This window comes from Streptomyces sp. NPDC058525, assembly GCF_042719495.1.
Taxonomy (GTDB): Bacteria; Actinomycetota; Actinomycetes; order Streptomycetales; family Streptomycetaceae; genus Streptomyces.
In genome coordinates, this window is record NZ_JBHXNP010000068.1 from 15,581 (window position 1) to 33,652 (window position 18,072).

Below are 18,072 nucleotides of genomic sequence, written 5' to 3' on the forward strand. Positions count from 1 at the left end.
GCATGTCCGGCATCCCCCTCGGGGTCCTCGACCTCGTCCCGGTCCCGTCCGGCTCCACCGCCGCCGAGGCCCTGCACCACAGCATCGACCTCGCCCGGCAGACGGAGGCCTTCGGCTACACCCGCTACTGGTTCGCCGAGCACCACCTCAATCCGGGGGTCGCCGGAACCTCCCCGGCGGTCGTCCTCGCGCTGACGGCCTCCGCGACCACGACCATCCGGATCGGCTCCGGCGCCGTCCAGCTCGGGCACCGCACCGCGCTGTCCACGGTCGAGGAGTTCGGCCTGATCGACGCCCTGCACCCCGGCCGTCTCGACCTGGGCCTGGGCCGCTCGGCCGGCCGGCCGCAGCCGCGCTCCGGCGAACCGGCCGCGCCCGGCACCCCCGTCGTGGACGGATACACCCCCAACGGGCTGCGCATCCCGCCCCGGTTCTCCTTCGAGCACCTGCTGCGCCATCCCCGCATCGCACTCCAGCAGAGGCTGCTGAACCTGCCCGGCGCCCAGCCGCAGGACTACGCCGAGCAGGTCGACGACGTCCTCGCTCTGCTCCGGGGCGACTACCGCTCCCCGGAGGGCCTGGAGGCACACGCCGTCCCGGGCGAGGGTGCCGACGTACAGGTGTGGATCCTGGGCAGCAGCGGTGGCGTCAGCGCGGAGACCGCGGGCCGCAACGGGCTGCGGTTCGCGGCGAACTACCACGTCAGCCCCGCCTCGGTGCTGGAGGCGGCGGAAGGCTACCGGGCCGCCTTCAAACCGTCCGCGGAGCTGGACCGGCCGTACGTGACGGTGTCCGCCGACGTCGTCGTCGCCGAGGACGACGCGACCGCCCGCGAACTGGCCACCGGATACGCGCCGTGGGTGCGCAGCATCCGTACCGCCGAGGGCGCCATCCCCTTTCCCACACCCGACGAGGCACGCGCGCTGCCCTGGACGGAGGCGGACCGGGAACTCGTCGCCGACCGGGTGGACACCCAGTTCGTCGGCTCGGCGCGGACCGTCGCCGATCACCTGGAACGGCTCCAAGAGGCGACCGGAGCAGACGAGTTGCTGATCACCACCATCACCCACGGCCATGCGGACCGGGTCCGCTCCTACCGGCTGCTGGCCGAGGAGTGGCAGCGCCGCTGACGCGCCGGACCGGGCGTTGTCACACGCTCTTCATGCCCCGTGCATGGCCATCGGGCAGTGCTCTCCGCATGATCGAACTCCATCCGCGAGAGCCAAGGCCCCCCGATGCCCACCCGTCGCCACTTCCTCGCAGGGTCCGCGGCCGCCGTAGGCCTGGCCGCGCTACCCACCGCACCGCAGGCCCAGGCGGCGGCCGGGGCAGCGCAGGCCACGGCGGCCGCCGCCGCACCGGCGACTCCCAACTTCGTCGTGATCCTCGCCGACGACCTCGGCTACGGCGACCTCGGGGCCTACGGCCAGCAGCTGATCACCACGCCGCGGATCGACCGGCTCGCCGCCGAGGGCCTGCGGTTCACCGACGCCTACTCGACGGCCGCGGTCTGCGCCCCGTCCCGCTGCTCGCTGCTGACCGGCCTGCACACCGGCCACTCCGCCGTCCGCGCCAACCCCAACGGCGTCGCCGGCGCACTGAAGGCCGGGGACACCACCTTCGCCGAAGTGCTGCGCGCCCGCGGCTACCGGACCGCGGTGATCGGCAAGTGGGGCTTCGGGCCGCAGGAGGGCGACCAGCCCAGCCACCCCAACTCCCGCGGTTTCGAGGAGTTCTACGGATACATCGACGCGCCGTGGCAGGTCGAGCTGTAGGTGGCAGATAAGGGGAGCCGTCTTGGCCTCCGATGAGGCGGTCCGGAGCCCGGCTCATCGGGTCTTCAGGCTTTGAGGCGCTTGGGGCAGGGGTGTCTGCCTGCGAGTGCGCGTCCTTGCTAAGCGGACCGGCGGTCCGTATGCTTCGTGTCATGCGGACCGGTGGTCCGTTTATGGGAGCGGAGGCTCGAACATGACAACCCCCATGACGCCCGCGGAGCTCTACCGCCACGGCCTGCGGCTGCTGCTGGCGAAGGACATCCCCGCCTGGACGGCCCTGTGGCACGAGGACGGGGTCCTGGAGTTCCCCTTCGCGCCCCCGGGCCGGCCCGGGCGCCTGGAAGGGCGGCAGGCCATCTCCGACTACATGCGCCTCTACCCCGACCACATCGACCTCCACGACTTCCCGGAGGTGACGGTCCACCAGACCACCGCCCCCGAGACGGTCGTCGTCGAGATGCGCGGGGTCGGCCGCCTGGTGCGGACCGGCAGCCCCTTCGACATGACCTACATCGCCGTGGTCACCGTCGAGGACGGGCTCATCACCTCCTACCGCGACTACTGGAACCCGCTCGCCGCCCAGGAGCCGGGCATCGACTTCGCGGGAGCCGGGCGATGAGCGACCTGAAGGCCACGCTGGTCATCGGAGCCACCGGCACCACCGGGCGCCGCGTCACCGCAGGCCTCGTAGCCGAAGGCCGCCGCGTCAAGGCGGGCGGTCGCAGCGCCACCCCGGTGGACGGCGCCGAAGCCGTCCGTTTCGACTGGAACGAGCCCGCGACCTGGGGTGCGGCACTGGACGGGGTCGACCGCGTGTACCTCGTCCCGCCCATCGGCTCCTCCGACCCGGCCGACGCCATGCTCCCCTTCCTCCGCCAGGCCTGCGCGGCGGGCGTGGTCCGGGCGGTACTGCTCAGCTCGTCGGCGATCCCCGCCGGCGGCCCGGCCGTGGGGCAGGTCCACCAGGCCCTGCCCGGCCTGTTCGAGCAGTGGGCGGTGCTGCGGCCCTCGTGGTTCATGCAGAACTTCGCCGGCGGCCCGCACGCCCGCAGCATCCGTGACGAGGGCGCCATCCGGACCGCCACGGGGGACGGCCGGGTCGGCTTCGTCGACGCGCAGGACATCGCCGCCGTCGCCGTACGCGCCCTGACCGACGAACAGGCGCCCAACACCGACCTGATCCTGACCGGGCCGGAAGCGCTGAGCTACGAGGAGGCCGCCGCGATCATCGCCGAGGTCACCGGCCGGCCCGTCGTGCACCGGCACCTGACCTTCGAGGAGCTGCGCGACCGGTGGGCGACCGAGATCCCGCTGGAGTTCGCCACCATGCTGGCCGCGATGGACCGCGCCATCGCCGACGGGGCCGAGGACCGCACCTCGGACACCGTCCGGCGGATCACCGGGCGCCCGCCGCACACCTTCCGCGCCTTCGCCGAACGGGAACTGCCCGCGGTGCGCTGACCGGCGGCCGCGCCCCGCCCCGCGCCCCGCCGCCCGGGCACCCTCCCCGGGAGCCCTCGTAGGGTGGCAGCGCGTATCGTCGAACGGTTCGACAGCACAAGCCCGGTCCGGCACGGACCGGCCGCCCGAGGCCGCCAAGGAGGACCTGTGGCTCAGCGCACGGAACGCGCGGACGCCCTGCGCAACCGAGAAGCCGTCCTGGCCGCGGCCGACGCGCTCTTCGCCGCCAGCAGCAGCCCCCAGAGCGTGTCGATGGACGAGATCGCCGCGGCGGCGGGCGTGGGCAAGGGCACCCTCTTCCGCCGCTTCGGCGACCGGGCCGGGCTGATCGGTGCCGTGATCGCCTCCCGCCTCGAACCCCTCCACCAGGCCGTGCGGGAGGCACAGGACGCGGCCGGATCCTCGCCCCGGCAGCGGGTGCTGAACCTCCTCGACACCTCCCTGCGCTTCAAGATCGAGAACCGCAACCTGATGTCCGCCGCCGAGGACGCCGGGCTCAGCAGCCCCTACCAGGCCGAGCACTACGGCTGGTGGCACGGCATCCTCCGTACCGCACTCGAGGAGATGCCCGCCGTCCACGACGCCGACTTCACCGCCCACGCCCTGCTGGCCGCCATCCGCGCCGACCTCGTGGCCCACCTGATCGACGAGCAGGGGATGGACCCCGACGGCCTGCGGGCCTCGCTCGCGGCGTACATCGACAACGTCCTCGGCGCCGGCTGAACGGGGCCGACCCGCCTGGCGGACCAAGCGGGCCTGGTACCTGATCGCCACCGGGGACCGCATGATCCCAGGCAGGCCGCCGCCGGCTGAGCACCCCGAGGCACCACCACGCCGGGCCCGCCGCCGGCAGCGCCCGCCGACCGACCGGCCCCGGCCCGGTCCGGCGAGCGCGGTGGTTCCGGAGTTTCGGCGTTCGCCCCTCCCGGCCCGGTGGTTCCTGGCAGCATCGGCACGACCGTACAAGGGGGGTTCCATGCGTATGCGTATCCGCCTACTCACTGCCGCGACCACGGCCGTGGTCGCCAGCGCGTTGCTCACGGGGTGCAGCTCGACCCCGGCCGAGAAGCTGGAGGACTGGTGGTCATCAGGGGGTGAGAGCAGCATGCGGGCGCTCACCGACACCTCGGGCCGGGTCAACGAGGTGAGCATGCGCCCGATGGACGTCCAGGGCCCCGCCTGCGAGGAGCTCGTGGCAGCGGTGGCGAAGGCCAAGAAGCTCGACCCCGTGCCGAGCGACAACGCGAAGGACTTCTGGACGGAGGCCCTGGCGGCCTTCGAGCACGGAGGCAACGAGTGCGTCGCCGGGACCGGCAAGAACGACCAGCAGCAGGCCGGCGAGGGCATCCGCGAGGTGCAGAAGGGCCTCAGTCGGCTGGCGTCCGCGATGGCCATGATCAAGAGCGACCTGGAGTCCAAGTGACCGTCTGACGGCCGCCGTCCGCGTCCGTACCGCCGTCCGCGCCTCCACCGCCGTCCGCGCGCCCACCGCCTGCCGCGCGCCCACCGCCTGCCGGGTGCTCGCCCGGCAGCCAGCGCAAGGCGAACCACAGCTCCATCCGGACGTCCGGGTCCTGCAGATCGGTGCCCAGCAGCTCGGCCACGCGGCCGATGCGGTGGCGCACGGTGTTGCGGTGCACCTGGAGCGCTGAGGCCGTCTGGTCCCAACTGCCTTGCAGGGCGAGCCAGGTGCGCAGGGTTTCCAGCAGGACGGCGGGTCCGGGCGAGGCCGCGGCGTCCAGCGGGGCGAACCGGCTGCGGGCCAGCGCGGTCGCGTCGGCGGCGTTCACGATGCCGTGGACGCTCTGCTCCTCCGTGCGGTGGTGGACGACGGGCGCGCGCGTGGCGAGCGCGCGCCGCAGCGCACGTTCGGCCTGCGTGTCGGCGACGGGCAGGTCGACGGTGGCCACGGGCGCGCTGAAGCCCAGGGTCCACCCCAGCCGCGCAGCGGCTTCGGCCTCCGCCTCCTCCAGGTCCAACACCGCATCGGCCCCGGCCCCGCCCCCGCGTCCCCCGGGAACCAGAGCGCGCAGTGCGTCGCCGTCCAGGTCGAGGTAGGAGGTGCCCAGGGCGGTACCGAGGGCTGCCAGTTGCACCGGGTCGCCGTCGGAGGGGACCGTACGGCCGGCCTTCGGCCCGGTGCGGAGCCCGTGGACCACGACCCACCGCCCGCCCGGCGGAGCGTCGGCCGGCAGCAGGGCCGGGGCGACGGAGGCGGGCGACGCTCCGAGCATCAGCCGCACCAGCGCGCCCGCGCCGGCGGTATCCGTACCCAGGGCGTGCCGCGGGCTGGTGAGCAGGGAGAGCAGGACGGTCGCGACGCCCGTCACCGAGCGGTGGACGACCGTGGGCGGTGCGGCGGCGGCGATGCCGACGACCAGCGGCCCGGCGCCGCCGTCCCCGCCGGGAAGCGTGTGCACGGTGAGGCGGCTGCCCGCGTGGTGCTCGGCGGCGGCGGTCGGAGGCCGCTGGGCGCGGCCCGCCCCGGTCCGCCGGGAGCGGCCCATGGTGCGCACGGCCAGGTCGAGCAGCTGCTGCCGGACGGCCGGTTCGGGCCGGGGCCCGGCGCTGAACAGCTCCCGGCCGTGCGCGTCGATCAGTACGGTCCAGGCGGCCAGATGGGTCGAGAGCTGGTGCAGGACGGCGGGCATCGCGTCCGGGCGGGCCGCGGCGGAGGCCAGTCCGGACTGGGCCCGGGAGATCTGCCGCAGGTCACGCGTACGGGCCTCGGCCATCGCGCCGTAGAGGGAGCGGCCGATCGCGACGAACGGGGTGGCGACCGGGATGCGCAGCAGGGGCAGGGCGTGCCGCTCGCAGGCGCGGACCAGCTCCGGCGGCACTTCGTCGTACACCGGCGCCACACCGAACCCGAGCGCGGCGGCGCCCGCCCCGACCACGCCCCGTACGTACGCGTCGATGCCCTCGGCGGTGTGGGGGAGGCGCACACCGGCCGTCATGAGCAGTTCGCCGCCGATCAGGTAGGGCGCGGGATCCTCGACCTCGGTCGTGCCGGCGGTGCCGATCAGCCGGTCGTCGACGGGGCCGGCGATCTGTTCCAGACCCAGTTCGGGGTCGGCGAGCAGCGTGGCGAGGGGCAGGGCGGGGGAGCCGGGCGCGGGGGCGTGGGGCGTGGTCATCTCGTCCGTCCGTTGGATGGTTCATCCATTCTTCACCATCTCATTGGATGAAATCTGCTCTTCCTCGGAGTCCGCGGCCCGCATAGCGTCACCCTTATCCCCGCCTTACCGGCACCTGCCGCCGCCCCACCGGAGGGCCCCTCATGACGATCGATTACCTGGTGATGACCGGATACCTGCTGGGCATCGTCGGCGTCGGATGGTGGGGCAAGAGGCGCGCCGCGTCCAAGAGCGACTTCCTCGTCGCCGGCCGCCGTCTCGGCCCCGTCATGTACACCGGCACCATGGCGGCCGTCGTCCTCGGCGGCGCCTCCACCATCGGCGGTGTGCGCCTCGGCTACACCCACGGCCTCTCGGGCGCCTGGATGGTGTTCGCCATCGGCCTGGGCCTGCTCGCCCTGAGCGTCTTCTTCTCCGCCCGCATAGCCCGGCTCAAGGTCTACACCGTCGCCGAGATGCTCTCGCTGCGCTACGGCGACGCCGCGAGCATGATCTCCGGGCTGGTGATGTGGATCTACACGCTGATGCTGGTCGTCACCTCCACCATCGCCTACGCAACCGTCTTCGACGTGCTGTTCGACGTGCCGCGCTGGGCGGCCGTCGTGATCGGCGGCTCCATCGTCGTCGGCTACTCGGCCATGGGCGGCATGTGGTCCATCACCCTCACCGACATGGTGCAGTTCGTGGTGAAGAGCATCGGCGTACTGGTCCTGCTGCTGCCGATCGCGGTGGTCAAGGCCGGCGGCTTCGCCGAGATGAAGGACAAGCTCCCGGACGACTACTTCTCCTTCACCTCGATCGGCGGGGAGACCATCTTCACCTTCGTGCTGATCTATACCTTCGGCATGCTGATCGGCCAGGACATCTGGCAGCGCATCTTCACCGCCCGCACCGACAAGGTCGCCTCCTACGGCGGCACCGTCGCCGGCGTGTACTGCCTGGTCTACGCCCTGGCCGGCGCCTTCATCGGGATGGCCGCCAAGACCCTCTACCCGACGCTGGAGAGCGCCGACAGCGCCTTCGCGACCATCGTCAAGAACCTGCTGCCGACCGGCGTCAGGGGCCTGGTCCTCGCGGCCGCCCTGTCCGCGATGATGTCCACCGCCAGCGGCGCCCTGATCGCATCGGCGACGGTGGCCAACAACGACATCTGGGCCCGGCTGCGCACCCTGGGCGGACGCCCGGCCCCGGCACTGGCCGACGACCACGACGAGGTCCGCTCCAACCGCGTGACCATCGTGGCCCTGGGCGTCGTATCGATCGTCATCGCCTGCCTGCTCGACGACGTCCTCGCGGCCCTGACCGTCGCCTACAACCTGCTCGTCGGCGGCCTCCTCGTACCCATCCTCGGCGGCCTGCTGTGGCGGCGCGGCAACCTCCAGGGCGCACTGGCCGCGATGGCCGCGGGCGGCCTCACCGTGATCACCCTGATGGCCGCCAAGGGCGTCCTGGCCAACGAGCCCATCTACTACGGCCTCGCCGTCAGCCTCGCCGCCTACCTCGCGGTCAGCCTCGCCACCCGGCCCACGGACGCCGGGATCCTGGAACGGTGGCGCCGCCGCCTGGCCGGTCAGGACACCGCCGACGCCGCCCCGCCCGCCACCGCCACCCCCGCCGCCGCGGTATCCGAGCACTGACCGGCCCCCGGCGGACGACATACGACGGACGACGGACGACGGAAGAGCCCATGGACACCACCGAACGCGCGCTGCGCCGCGAACTCGCCGCAGTCTACCGCCTGGTCGCGCACTTCAAGATGACGGACCTGGTCTTCACCCACATCTCGGCCCGCCTCCCCGGCCCCGAACAGCACTTCCTCATCAACCCGTACGGTCTGCTCTTCGAGGAGATCACCGCCTCCAACCTCGTGAAGATCGACCTGTCCGGCCACCCCGTCGAGCCGGGCCCGCACCCCGTGAATCCGGCCGGCTTCGTCATCCACAGCGCGATCCACCGCGCCCGCGAGGACGCCCACTGCGTCCTGCACACCCACACCCGCGCGGGCTGCGCCGTCGCCGCCCAGGCCGGCGGGCTGCTCCCGCTGAACCAGATGTCGATGGAGTTCCACAACCGGCTGGGCTACCACGACTACGAGGGCGTCGCCCTCAACCTCGACGAACAGCAGCGCCTGGTCGCCGACCTCGGCGAGCACCCCGCGATGATCCTGCGCAACCACGGACTGCTGACCGTGGGCACCAGCCCCGCCCAGGCCTTCCTGCGCATGCACTACCTGGAGCAGGCCTGCCAGATCCAGACCACGGCCATGGCCGGCGGGGCCCCGCTGCTGATCCCCGCCCCCGAGGTCTGTGAACTGACCGCCCGCCAGCTCTCCGGAGAGGAGCACGGCTCCGACTTCCAGGACGCCGGGGCGTACGACCTGGCCTGGGCCGCCCTGCTCCGCCTCGTCGAGCGCATCGCCCCCGACCACGCCAACTGAAAGACGCCGATCCTCGTGAACCACGTCCGCAACGGCGGCGACCTCGTCGTCGAATCCCTCACCGCCCTCGGCGCCGCCTGCGTGTTCGGCCTCCCCGGCCAGCACGCCCTCGGCCTCTTCGACGCCCTGCGCCGCTCCCGGCTGCGCTACGTGGGGCTGCGCGTCGAGAACAACGCCGGCTTCGCCGCCGACGGCTACGCCCGCACCGCCGGCACCGTCGCCCCGCTGTTCCTCTCCACCGGCCCGGGCGCCCTCACCTCGCTCGCCGCCCTCCAGGAGGCGGCCGCCGCCTCCGTCCCCGTACTCGCCGTCTCCAGCCAGATCCCCTCGGCAGGCCTGGGCGGCGGCCGGCACGGCTACCTGCACGAACTCGTCGACCAGCAGGCCAGCTTCCGCGACATCGTCAAGACCGTGCACACCGCCCGCACCGCCTCGCAGATCCCCTCCGCCCTGGCCGCAGCCTGGGAGTCCGCGCTCACCGTGCCCTACGGCCCGGTCTGGGTGGAGATCCCGCAGGACGTACTCCTCGCACCGACCACCGTCCCCCCGGTGACCGGCCTGCACGCCGAGCCCCGCCCGCTGCCCCCGCGGCCCGAGCTGATCGCCGAGGCGGCCCTGCTGCTGGCGGAGGCCGAGCGCCCGGTCATCCTGGCGGGCGGCGGGGTGATCCGCTCGGGTGCGTCCGGTGAACTGCTGCACCTCGCCGAGCTGCTGCGCGCCCCGGTCGCCACCACCTTCGGGGCCAAGGGCGCCTTCCCCTGGGAGCACCCCCTCTCGCTCCAGTCCTGGCTGGAGGACCGCCACGCCACCGACCTGCTGGAGGAGGCCGACGTCCTGCTCGTCGTCGGCTCCGGGCTGGGCGAACTCTCCAGCAACTACCACACGTTCGCCCCGCGCGGCCGCCTCATCCAGATCGAGGCGGACCTCGGCAAGCTGGAGTCCAACCACCCCGCCTTTGGGATCCACGCCGACGCCGGACCGGCCCTGGCCGCACTGGTCGACTCCGTCCCGGCCAGGGAACCGGACGGCCGCGCCGAGAAGACGGCGGCCGGCCTCCTCGAGCGGGTCGCCGCGCGGCTCGACGCACAGGAGCTGAAACTGGAACGCGGACTGCTGGCCTCGCTGCGGCGCGCCCTGCCCGACGACGCCCCGGTCTTCTTCGACATGACGATCCTCGGCTACTGGGCCTGGTCGGCCTTCGACGCCCGTACGCCGAACGCCATGCACTCCGCCCAGGGCGCCGGCGGCCTCGGCTACGGATTCCCCGCGGCGATCGGCGCCGCGGCGGCCTGCCCGGACCGGCCGGTGCTCGCGGTCTCCGGGGACGGCGGGGCGATGTACTCGATCGCCGAGCTGGCCACCGCCCGCCAACTCGGCCTGAACGTCACCTGGCTGATCGTCGACGACGGCGGCTACGGCATCCTGCGCGACTACATGACGCACACCTTCGGCGAGGCCACCGCGACCGAACTCACCCGCCCGGACTTCGTCCGGCTGGCCGAATCCTTCGCCGTCCCGGCCTCCCTGACCACCCCCGAGGACCTGGAGCACGATCTGGCCGCGACCCTGGCCGCCCCCGGCCCGAACGTTCTGGTCCTCCCGGCCCTGCTCCGCATGTTCGCCCCCACGCACACCGAGCCGGCCCCGGCCCCCTGAGCCGCACCGCAGCCGCCGCCGGGGCGAGGGGCCGGGCCGCACCCGGCCGTCCCTCGCCCGGCAGCCGCCTAACGGCGTGCGTCGACCACGGCCAGCAGCTTGCCGCTGGTCGGGCTGCGGTCGAGGGACGCGCCGTCGACCGCCTCGACCACCAGCTCCAGCAGCTGCTCCGCAACCGCCGAGCGGAGCTCCGGGTAGCCGGACAGGAAGACCTCCCTCAGCCGTACCGCGTCCGTCGCCGCACCCCGCTCCACCCGTACGGTCAGCCGCTCGCGCGCGTCCGTACCGTCGAGCCGGATCTGCAACTCGCCGCGGTGGCCGCCCTGTTCCTCGGCCAGGGCCAGGAAGCGGCGGTGGTTCAGGAAGTACGTCGCCACCCGCATCACGTCACCGGTGCGTCCCCTCAGCTCGAAGCGGGGAGCCGTCCGGCCGCAGGGGCAGCGGCCCGGGACCTCCCGGCCGAGGTCGCCTATCACGTACCGGCCCAGCTGCTGGCCGCGCCGGGCGTGCGTGGTGAACACCAGCCGGCCCGTCTCGCCCGGGGCCACCGGCCGGTCCTCTGCCGGGTCCACGATCTCCATGGTGTGCAGGTCGGCATGCAGGTGGTGGACGCCGCCGGAGCTCTCGGCGCACTGGTAGCCGAGCGGCCCGAGATCGGTGCTGCCGTAGGTGATCGAGCGGACCGCCTCGATGCCGAACGCCTCCTTCAGGGTGCGCTGCTGCTCCTGCGTGAAGTGCTCGCCGCCGTAGAACACCTTGCGCAGGCCTCCGTAGGCGCGCAGCGCATCCGCCTCCGCGTGCAGCAGCTGCCACAGGTACGACGGCATCCCGAAGAGGGTGTCCGCCCCGTGGTCGATCAGGGCCTGTGCCGTGGCGCGGTGGTCGGGCCCCGCGGACAGCGGCAGCTGCACCCCGCCGAGCCGTTCCAGCACGGAGAAGAAGCTGATGAAACTGCCGTACATGCCGCCGCAGTAGAAGAGGTTGGCGGTGCGGTCCCCGACCGGGTCGTAGCCGGCGGCGAGCAGGCCGCGGGCGGCGGCGTGCATCTGGGTGTCGTAGTCGTCGTAGCTGAAGATCGACAGCGCGGGTGAGCCGGTGCTTCCGCCGCTGCGGAAGTACAGCTCGGCATCGGCCCGCGCCACCCGCGAACCCAGCTCCTGCACCTCCTCCTTGCCCAGCAGCGGGCCCGCGGGCCGCGGCAGGACCACGGGCCGGGCCAGGTCGTCCAGGCAGGCGGTGGTGGCGAAGCGGTCCGGGTCGGCCTGGACCGAGACCCGGCGGCTGTAGCGCTGCAGGGCGTAGACCCCGTCGTGCGGCTCGCCCGTGTAGCTGTCCAGCATCGCGCCGACCGGCGTGACGCGGGTGACGCCCGCGGCCAGGGCGGTGTGGGACAGCTCGGCGATGTCGGTCGTGCTGCCCGCGATGCCCGCCGTCTGCAGATAGCGGCGCATCGGGCGCAGGGTGGCGACCAGCCGCTCGCGCGGCAGCGGCTTGACCCACACGCTGCGGTGCAGCGGCGAGGCGGTCAGCGGGGACCGGGTGTCGGCCATCACCCGCCACGAACCGTCGGGAGCCGCGAACACCCGGCTCAGGCCCAGGTGTTCCTCCAGCCGGGCCATTAGCTCGGTGGTGGTCAGCTCGGCCGCCTCGGCGGGATCCGGCTCGCCCGCCCCGCCCGACGCGGCGGCGGCCACGGCGGGCGGCCGGGCCGCGAGAACGGCGGCGAAACGCCCGGCGAAGGCGAACACCTCGGCTTCGTCCTCGGTGTCGAGGTAGACCACCTGGGGACTGGAACACGCCTGCTGCTCGTGCAGGCAGACGTCGTCCGCGAGGGCGTCGAGCGTGCCGGCGTCCGACCAGGCGTCGCCCGTCAGGTACGCGAAGGAGATCCGGTGCCCCCACTCCACCAGCCGGCAGCCCGCCGGCACATGCGCCGCCACCCCTTCGACGGCCCCTTCCCCGCCCCAGACGGCGACGGCGTCCGCGGGCGCGCACATCAGGCGCAGCCACTCCTGCCGGGACGACGGGAAGCGCAGGACGACGATCCGCGCCGCCAGTGCACCGCTCGGGTCCAGGGCGGCGAGCTCGGCCATCAGGTGCTGCGTGAGGAGGGTGTCGGCGCCGCTGGTCTTGAGGACGTTGACGTTGCCGGCGAGCAGGCCCTCGACGATGCTCAGCGGTGCGACCGTCGCGGCGTTGCCCGGGGCGATGTGGGCGACCATGCCCACGGGAGCCCACGCCTCGTACACCGTCTCGCGCGGATCGGCCCGGTTCAGCCGGCCCGGCGTCGCACCGCCGAGCTCGCGGCGCAGCTTGCGGGTCAGCTCCCGCCGCCCGAGGAGCCCGCCGAGCTCGGCCAGGACCGCCGGGTCCTCGCCCTCGGGCAGGTGCGGAGCGAGCCGGGCGTGCACCGGGTGGGCCGGGTCGCACAGGGCGGCGGCGAGGGCGTCGCAGGCGGCCAGGACGGTCTCGGTCTCCAGCCCCTCGGCCAGCGCGGCCTCGACGGCGGCGGGCAGGTCCGCGAGACGGCGCCCGGCCTCCCCGTCGCCGATGAAGGCGCCCTGCCAGTAGTGGTGCGCGGCCCCCGCGCCGTCGCCGTCGTGCTGCTCGTACGCGGCCTCGGCCGCGGCCTTGGTCTCCGTCACGGTCACGCCATGCCCTTCATCAGTTCCGCTGCGGCCACCGCGCAGCTGCGGTTGCGGCTCACCCCGGCACGGCCGTGGACGGTGAACCAGGGGGTCCGGAGCTCGCACCCGCAGGCGTCGCCCGGCTGGAGGGAGGCGAGGTCGCCCATGACCACGCTCTGCGCCGGCACCGAGGTGATGTACGGCGACACCAGGTGCAGATAGCCCCGCTCCCCGTACGGCAGCGGCTCCAGCGTGCGGGTGGAGCGGATGGTCACCCGCGACCAGACGGGCGCGTGCAGCCGGTGGTGGTCGCATTCGATGTACGGGATGCAGTGCTCCACCGACCCGAAGGTGTCCCGGATCCGCTCGCCCGGGATGCCGAGCTGCTCGGTGACGCGGGCGTACAGCTCCTCCTTCTCGATCCGCCGGTCGGCGTGCCCCTTCCAGCCGCCGCCGAGCACGACGAGGGAGCCCTCGGGCAGCCGCAGCGGAGGCAGCCCCATGGACCGCATCCGCTCCAGCGTGAAGAAGAGGAAGGCCGGGAAGCCGAGGATGCGGACCGGGGCGTCCTCCCGCTCGAAGCGGCGCAGCGCGGCGACGCAGCCGAAGGGGTCGAACTCGTGGTCGCCGCCGGTGTTGCGCAGCGCGTACTCGACGCTGCGCGCCGGGGCGAAATCACACAGGTAGTTGTCGGTGAAGGCGGTCCCGAGGTTCAGCGAGGGGGACGGCTCGTAGCTGTACAGGAGGTAGTTGACCTCCTGGTCGGGGGTGATCCAGCCGTTGCGCTCGAAGATCCGCGCGACCATGCGCTGGGCGGAGCGGATGGTCCACCCGTCGAAGAACATCTGCGACTTCTGGCCGGTGGTGCCGGAGGAGGTCAGGTGCAGCTCCACGTCCTCGCGCGGGATGGAGAGCACCTCGTGCCGCTTGAAGAAGTTCGCGTGGACCAGCGGCGCGCGGTACGGCTCGGCCGGGGGAGCGGCCTCGTACAGGGAGCGGAAGAACGGGGAGCGTTCGGCGTGCCAGGCGTTGGTCTCCGCCATGGCGGCGGCGAACAGCTCGTCCTGCGCGGGGCCGAAGGCGTACGGGTCGGTCACGTCGCACAGCTGTTGTACGTGCGGCAGGAGGGCCGGGTCGGGTACGGAGACCGGCGCGAGATGGGGGTTCATGGGGCAACCTCGGATGATGTGGGCAGGTGTGTCGACGCCCAGGCCGACACGTAGCAGTCCAGATAGGGCTGGAGCGGCGGTTCGACGGCGACGCCGCGGAAGTCGATGCGCTCGCTGGAACGGGACAGGACGGCGTAGTCGTGGAAGCCGTCGCCGTCCGCGCGCATCGCCGGGTAGAGGGCCCCGGCGACGAACCCCCGGGCCAGGAAGGCCGAGAGGGCCTCCTGGTGGGCGAGCGGCACCAGGGCCTCGACGTAGCCGGCGCCCGCGCGGGCCAGGGCGCGCGTGACCGGTTCGAGGTACGCGGCCGCCGCGGCCGGGTCGGGGTGGGCCGTCAGCAGGCAGCCGTATCCGCCGGCCCGGTTGAGGTAGGCGTACACCTCGAACCGGCCGTCCTCGGGGGTGAGCAGCACGTTCGGCGTGTGCAGCGGGTAGAACCAGCCCCCGGCGCCGGGGAACTGCTCGCGGAAGCGGCGGCGTACGAACGCGGGTGCCTCGATCAACTCCAGCCGTTCTACGGCCCCTTGCGGCGCGGGCACCGGGAGCGGACCGACGGCGGCCCGGACCCCGGGGTAGCCGATGCCGAGCGCGGCCTCGGCGGTGCGCAGCAACGGCAGCAGCGGGGCGGGCACTTCGGTGACGGGGATCCGGCGGTCGAGCACACCCGCGGAGTGACGCGCGTAGAGCGCGAGGCTCTCGCGGCTGCGGAGATCCACCGCGTTGGGCAGGATGCCCAGCGGGCGGAAGCCGTTGCGGGCGACGACCCGCTGCGGACCGGCACTGACGGTGCGCACGGTCGCGTACACCGAATCCAGCCGCCCGGTGTCCAGCATCCCGGCGCACAGCGCCTCGGTCAGGGCCGCGGCCAGACCCGCCGAACGGTGCCCGGGATGCACGGCGATGCCCTCCAGGCGGCCGATGCGGCTGCCCGGCTCGCCGTGGATGGCGGCGGACCCGGTCAGGGCGCCGGTGGCGGCGCAGCGGCCGACGAGCCACAGCGAGTGCGGGTCCGCCATGAGCCGGGCCATCTCGGCCGGGTCGGTGCCGAGGGCCACCGGGTAGTGCGGCCCGTAGACCGCGTAGTACAGCTGGCGCAGTTCGGCGATGTCCGCGCTGGCGGCCGGCGTGATGACGGGGTTCACCGGGCGCCCCCGACGGGTTCGGCGGGCCGGCCCGCATCCACCGCGGGGGATCCGAGCAGGGCCAGCGCGCAGGCGGCCGGGACCAGGCCGATCCCCTGCACCAGGCACAGCGTCTGGGGCGACAGGAAGTCACCGGCGGTGCCGAACACCAGCGAGGCCACCGGCAGCGAGGCGCCCAGTACGGCCTGCATCACGGCGAAGAAGCCGGGCTTGTCGGCCGTCGGCACCAGCCGCTGGAAGAGGGCCACGAAGCGGACGCTGACCGCCCCGGCACACCAGCCGGCCACGAACAGGCTGCCCGCGACGGCCGGCCGGTCCGCGATCAGCCCGGGCACCGCCAGGGCGAGGGCCATGAGACCCAGGCAGTAGGCACCGGCGACCGTGGGCCGCCCCGGCACGCGGGTGCCGGTGAAGGCGCCGACGAGCGCACCGGTGCCCAGGGAGGCCTCCAGCAGCGCCACCGTGCCGCCGCCGCCCTGGAGGACCGAGCGGGTGTAGAGGGGGATGACGACGAACACGGCGGTGGTGAAGAGGTTCGCCGCGGTGAAGCAGACCAGGATCCGGCGCACGTAGGGGAGTTCGCCGAGGATGCGGCGGAGCGTGCGCCGCTGCGGCCCGGCCGCTGCCCGGGCGGTGTCGGTCGTCGAGCCGGTCGCGTCGGTGGCATCGGTCGCGTCGGCCACGGCGGTTCCATCGGCCGTGGCGGTGCGGAAGCGGGCGCTCGCGACGAGGAGGGCGGCGGCGAGATAGGCGGCCGCGCAGCCGGCGGCCAGCCCGGCCACGCCGGCCCGGTCGACGGTCAGGGCGCCGAGCAGCGCCCCGCCGAGTCCGGCCAGGGACTGGGTGGACAGCTCGAAGCCGGTGGCCGTCTCGATGTCGGCGTCGTCGACGAGTTCGGGCACCGAGGTGGTCAGACACGGGTCGAAGAACGCCTGGCAGGTCGCCAGGGCCAGCCCGGCGGCGTACACGGTGGCGAGCGGCAGCCCACCGCCGTACGCCCACACCGCGAGGGCGGCCGCGGCGCCCCCGGCCAGGGCGGCGGAGGTCCGCAGCACCGAACGGTGCGCGAACCGGGCGACGGCCCCGGCCACGACGGGCGCCAGCGCCACGGCGGGCAGGGTGCAGGCCGCCATGAACAGCCCGGAGGCCAACCCGCGGGCGTCGTGGACGGCGTAGGCGACGATCCACCAGGACACGCCGACCTGGAACATGCGTACGGCGGCTTGGGTGAGGACCTGGCCGAGCCACACGGCGCCGAAGGCGCGGTTGCGCAGGACCAGCGGAGCACGCCGGCCGTCGGGCTTGGCACCGGCGCCGGTCTCAGGCGCGTCGACGGGAGCGGCGGTCATGCGGTCGGCCTCTCGTCGAGGACCCGGACCAGCTTGCCCGAGCGCGGGTTGACGGCGAGGTCGCGGTGGCGCGCCCACTCCACGGACATGGGGTGCACGAACCCGGCGCGCACACTGTCCGGATACAGCGGCCGTACGGTCTCCAACTCCCTGACCACGGCCCGGGCCAGCGCCTCCCGGCCCTCCGCTTGCCTCCCCTCCGCTTCTCTCCCCTCCGCGGCCCTGCCCGAGGCACCGTCGCCGGGGGCCTCCGCCAGCCGCAGGACCAGCCCGTCGCGGCCGTCCCAGCGGCGCACGACGAGCTGCATGCCGGCCACGTGCCCGGCGGTGTCGGCCGCGGCCACGGCGTCCTGGGCGTCCTGGGTGTAGAGGGAGACGGGGCCCACCCGTACGCCCTCCTCGGCGCGGCCGAGGATCCGGAAGTGGCCGGGACCGGTCCCGGTCCACTCGGCCCGGTCACCCGCGGGGTACCGGATGATCGGCATCAGGCGCCGGAAGAGGCTGGTGACCACGACCCGGCCGGGCCGCCCCGGTTCGGTGACGGGCTCGTCGGTGCAGTCGTCGAGGATCTCGACGACCGCGTACGGGGTGAAGGCCCGGTGCACCCGGGCGTCGGGGCCGGGCACGGGGCGGCCGAGCAGGCCCGCGTCGACGCTGGCGTATCCGACGGAACGCACCTCGGCGCGGGGGAACGCGGTGGTCAGCAGGCGCCGTTGGTCGTCGAAGAGCGCCTCGCCGCCGAAGAGGAGCAACTCCACCGAGTCGAGCCGGACGGCGCAGGAGAGGGCCTGCTCGGCAAGCCGGCACAGGGTCGTGGGCGTACCGGTGAGGATCTGGGCCGAGAGGTCGCGCAGCGTGGGGATGGTCGACTCGAGCGGCGCGGCGCCGCCAATGGGCAGGCGGACGTTGTCCACGGGGGCGTGGGCGAGCGAGTCGAGGAGGAAGAGGAAGCTGGCGTACAGCTCCCCGGCGTAGAACAGGTCGGCGACGCGGTGCCCCGGGCGCAGGCCCGTGTCCACGAGTCCCTGGCCGAAGGCCGTGACGAAGGTGCGCCACTCGTCGCGCGTGTAGACGGAGAACTTGGGGGACCCGGTGGTGCCGCCGGTCTTGTAGACCGTGGCCTCGCTGAGCGGGCCGGTCAACACGCGGCTGTCGTGAAGGGAATTGGCCGCCCAGAAGGCTTTCTGGTCGACCACCGGCAGGTCGGTGAGCCGGTCGGTCCGCGGTGGCAGGGATGCGTAGAGGTCCCGGTAGAACGGCGAGTTGTGCCGGGCGAAACGTATGAGGTCCGAGAGTTGCTGGGCGGACATGGGCCTTTG

Annotated in this window: 15 protein-coding genes; 9 read left to right on the forward strand and 6 right to left on the reverse strand. The window is 73.6% G+C overall.

The features are described 5' to 3' along the window. The first annotated feature begins 2 nt into the window (after positions 1–2). From ACFWP3_RS27580 to ACFWP3_RS27605, 6 genes are all read left to right on the forward strand, one after another. Positions 3–1,130 (forward strand): LLM class flavin-dependent oxidoreductase, encoded by a 1,128-nt coding sequence (locus ACFWP3_RS27580; protein ID WP_384226120.1) that lies wholly within the window; start codon positions 3–5, stop codon positions 1,128–1,130. Between the two features lie 105 nt (positions 1,131–1,235). Beyond that, the gene (locus tag ACFWP3_RS27585; protein ID WP_384226122.1) at positions 1,236–1,775 is read left to right on the forward strand and encodes a sulfatase-like hydrolase/transferase; all 540 of its coding nucleotides are present in this window, start codon (positions 1,236–1,238) and stop codon (positions 1,773–1,775) included. A 193-nt stretch (positions 1,776–1,968) separates the two neighbouring features. Next, positions 1,969–2,394, forward strand: coding sequence for a nuclear transport factor 2 family protein (locus ACFWP3_RS27590; protein WP_384226124.1), 426 nt, complete (start codon positions 1,969–1,971; stop codon positions 2,392–2,394). Next, the gene (locus ACFWP3_RS27595; protein WP_384226126.1) at positions 2,391–3,236 is read left to right on the forward strand and encodes an NAD(P)H-binding protein; all 846 of its coding nucleotides are present in this window, start codon (positions 2,391–2,393) and stop codon (positions 3,234–3,236) included. Before ACFWP3_RS27590 ends, ACFWP3_RS27595 begins: the two co-directional genes overlap by 4 nt. A gap of 147 nt (positions 3,237–3,383) precedes the next feature. Beyond that, on the forward strand, positions 3,384–3,959 hold the full coding sequence (locus tag ACFWP3_RS27600; protein WP_384226128.1) for a TetR/AcrR family transcriptional regulator: 576 nt from the start codon (positions 3,384–3,386) through the stop codon (positions 3,957–3,959). 253 nt (positions 3,960–4,212) lie between these two features. Continuing rightward, positions 4,213–4,659 (forward strand): hypothetical protein, encoded by a 447-nt coding sequence (locus ACFWP3_RS27605; RefSeq protein WP_384226130.1) that lies wholly within the window; start codon positions 4,213–4,215, stop codon positions 4,657–4,659. On the opposite strand, the gene ACFWP3_RS27610 is transcribed toward ACFWP3_RS27605, so the two are convergent. After that, complete coding sequence (locus tag ACFWP3_RS27610) at positions 4,634–6,373, reverse strand: helix-turn-helix domain-containing protein (RefSeq protein WP_384226133.1); 1,740 nt, start codon at positions 6,371–6,373, stop codon at positions 4,634–4,636. The two genes, ACFWP3_RS27605 and ACFWP3_RS27610, sit on opposite strands and share 26 nt — an antisense overlap. A 143-nt stretch (positions 6,374–6,516) precedes the next feature. Here ACFWP3_RS27610 and ACFWP3_RS27615 point away from each other — a divergent pair, with 143 nt between their 5' ends. Genes ACFWP3_RS27615 through ACFWP3_RS27625 form a run of 3 tightly spaced genes read left to right on the forward strand, consistent with a single transcriptional unit; the run spans position 6,517 to position 10,466 of the window. Further along, on the forward strand, positions 6,517–8,010 hold the full coding sequence (locus tag ACFWP3_RS27615) for a sodium:solute symporter (RefSeq protein ID WP_384226135.1): 1,494 nt from the start codon (positions 6,517–6,519) through the stop codon (positions 8,008–8,010). After that, positions 8,007–8,810, forward strand: a complete 804-nt coding sequence (locus ACFWP3_RS27620) for a class II aldolase/adducin family protein (RefSeq protein WP_384226194.1) — start codon at positions 8,007–8,009, stop codon at positions 8,808–8,810. The genes ACFWP3_RS27615 and ACFWP3_RS27620 overlap by 4 nt, the downstream gene beginning before the upstream one ends. Before the next feature lie 15 nt (positions 8,811–8,825). Continuing rightward, positions 8,826–10,466 carry a thiamine pyrophosphate-binding protein gene (locus ACFWP3_RS27625; RefSeq protein ID WP_384226138.1) on the forward strand — a complete coding sequence of 547 codons (1,641 nt, stop codon included), beginning with the start codon at positions 8,826–8,828 and terminating at the stop codon, positions 10,464–10,466. 68 nt (positions 10,467–10,534) lie between these two features. Here ACFWP3_RS27625 and ACFWP3_RS27630 read toward each other — a convergent pair whose 3' ends face one another. The 5 genes from ACFWP3_RS27630 to ACFWP3_RS27650 are packed head-to-tail and all read right to left on the reverse strand — an operon-like array spanning position 10,535 to position 18,063. Beyond that, positions 10,535–13,117, reverse strand: a complete 2,583-nt coding sequence (locus tag ACFWP3_RS27630; RefSeq protein WP_384226140.1) for an acyl-CoA reductase — start codon at positions 13,115–13,117, stop codon at positions 10,535–10,537. Further along, positions 13,114–14,262, reverse strand: coding sequence for an acyl-protein synthase (locus ACFWP3_RS27635; protein WP_384226142.1), 1,149 nt, complete (start codon positions 14,260–14,262; stop codon positions 13,114–13,116). Before ACFWP3_RS27635 ends, ACFWP3_RS27630 begins: the two co-directional genes overlap by 4 nt. Further along, positions 14,259–15,404 (reverse strand): GNAT family N-acetyltransferase, encoded by a 1,146-nt coding sequence (locus tag ACFWP3_RS27640; RefSeq protein WP_384226144.1) that lies wholly within the window; start codon positions 15,402–15,404, stop codon positions 14,259–14,261. Before ACFWP3_RS27640 ends, ACFWP3_RS27635 begins: the two co-directional genes overlap by 4 nt. Then, positions 15,401–16,753, reverse strand: coding sequence for an MFS transporter (locus tag ACFWP3_RS27645; RefSeq protein WP_384226147.1), 1,353 nt, complete (start codon positions 16,751–16,753; stop codon positions 15,401–15,403). Before ACFWP3_RS27645 ends, ACFWP3_RS27640 begins: the two co-directional genes overlap by 4 nt. Continuing rightward, on the reverse strand, positions 16,750–18,063 hold the full coding sequence (locus tag ACFWP3_RS27650) for a phenylacetate--CoA ligase family protein (protein ID WP_384226149.1): 1,314 nt from the start codon (positions 18,061–18,063) through the stop codon (positions 16,750–16,752). The genes ACFWP3_RS27645 and ACFWP3_RS27650 overlap by 4 nt, the downstream gene beginning before the upstream one ends. Positions 18,064–18,072: the final 9 nt, after the last annotated feature.